1 protein-coding gene is annotated in these 1,751 nt (G+C 68.1%); it reads left to right on the forward strand.

What is annotated here, in order from left to right:
- Positions 1 to 244: 244 nt before the first annotated feature.
- Positions 245 to 1,751: DNA polymerase III subunit gamma/tau (locus D769_RS19845; protein WP_008648753.1), on the forward strand; the 1,507-nt coding region annotated here is incomplete at its 3' end.

Below are 1,751 nucleotides of genomic sequence, written 5' to 3' on the forward strand. Positions count from 1 at the left end.
TTCGCCGGCCGAAGCGGCGCCCGCCGCCAAGCTGGCTGCCGGGATCGGCACCGGCAAGCCGTGTCCCGAGTGTGGCGCGCACGCCCTGCACAAGGTGGACGGCTGCGCCAAGTGCGCCAATTGCGGTTATGTGGGCGAGTGTGGCTAGCCGGCGACGCTTCACGGATGGCGGCGGCGTGCGATAGCATCTGGCAACTCCAAATCCAGGTCTGACCCAGGTCCGCCTTTTGCTACAATCGCCGCCATGAGTTATCAAGTTCTAGCGCGCAAATGGCGCCCCAGGGATTTCACCACGCTGGTCGGCCAGGAGCACGTGGTCCGCGCGCTCACGCACGCGCTGGAACAGCAGCGGCTGCATCACGCCTACCTGTTCACCGGCACGCGCGGCGTCGGCAAGACCACGCTGTCCCGGATCCTGGCCAAGGCCCTCAATTGCACCGGCCCTGACGGCAACGGCGGTATCACCGCCCAGCCTTGCGGCCAGTGCAAGGCCTGCACGGAAATCGACAGCGGGCGGTTCGTCGACTACATCGAGATGGACGCGGCGTCGAACCGCGGCGTCGACGAGATGGCGCAGCTGCTCGACAAGGCGATCTACGCCCCGACGGCCGGCCGCTTCAAGGTCTACATGATCGACGAAGTGCACATGCTGACCAACCACGCCTTCAACGCCATGCTGAAGACGCTGGAGGAGCCGCCCGAGCACGTCAAGTTCATCCTGGCCACGACCGATCCGCAGAAGATTCCGGTCACGGTGCTGTCACGCTGCCTGCAGTTCAATCTGAAGCAGATGCCGCCGGGTCACATCGTCTCGCACCTCGACCACATCCTGGCCCAGGAAGGGATCGGCCACGACGGTAGCGCGCTGCGCCTGCTGGCGCAGGCCGCCCACGGTTCGATGCGCGATGCGCTGTCGCTGACCGACCAGGCCATTGCCTACAGTGCTGGCCAGGTGTCGGAAGAGGCAGTGCGCGGCATGTTGGGGGCGATTGATCAGAGCTACCTCGTGCAACTGCTCGACGCGCTGGCTGCCGAAGACGGCGCCACGATGCTCGGCATCGCCGATTCCATGGCCGACCGCAGCCTGTCGTTTGCCGGGGCGCTGCAGGATCTTGGCTCGTTGCTGCACAAGGTCGCGCTGGCGCAGGCCGTGCCGGCTTCCGTGCAGGACGAATGGCCCGAGGCCGAGGACGTACGCCGCCTGGCTGGGCAGTTCGACGCCCAGGAAACCCAGCTTTTCTATCAGATTGCCAACCTTGGCCGCAGCGAACTGGCGCTGGCGCCGGACGAGTACGCCGGCTTCACGATGACGCTGCTGCGAATGCTGGCGTTCCGGCCGTCCATTGCTCCCGCTTCGCCGGTGAGCGGACAGGGCGGTGGCGGGCAACAGGTGGCACGCCCGCGCCCGGCTGGCACGACGAGCGCCGCACCGTCGCCCCGGGTCATGGCATCGGCTGCTGCCGAGCCTGTGGCGGCCGAGCCGGTCAAGGCTGCGCCAGTGGTCGCGCCGACAGCGCCGACAGCGCCGATTACGGCCGCTGCTCCGGCTGCATCCGCAGCACCCTCCACGCCCGCTGCGCCAGCGAAGTCAGCCGAACCCGCGCCGCCCCAGGCTGACGTGGATACGTCGATGTCGCCAGCCCGTGCGGCGTTGGCCGCCGCGCGTCAAGCTTCCGCCGGTCGCGCTGGCCGTCCGATGTCGGCTGCGCCAAACGCAGGTGCTGCCGCTGCGGCCAGTTCGCGTCCGGCTG

The sequence above is a fragment of the Cupriavidus sp. HMR-1 genome (genome assembly GCF_000319775.1).
GTDB classification, from domain to species: domain Bacteria; phylum Pseudomonadota; class Gammaproteobacteria; order Burkholderiales; family Burkholderiaceae; genus Cupriavidus; species Cupriavidus metallidurans.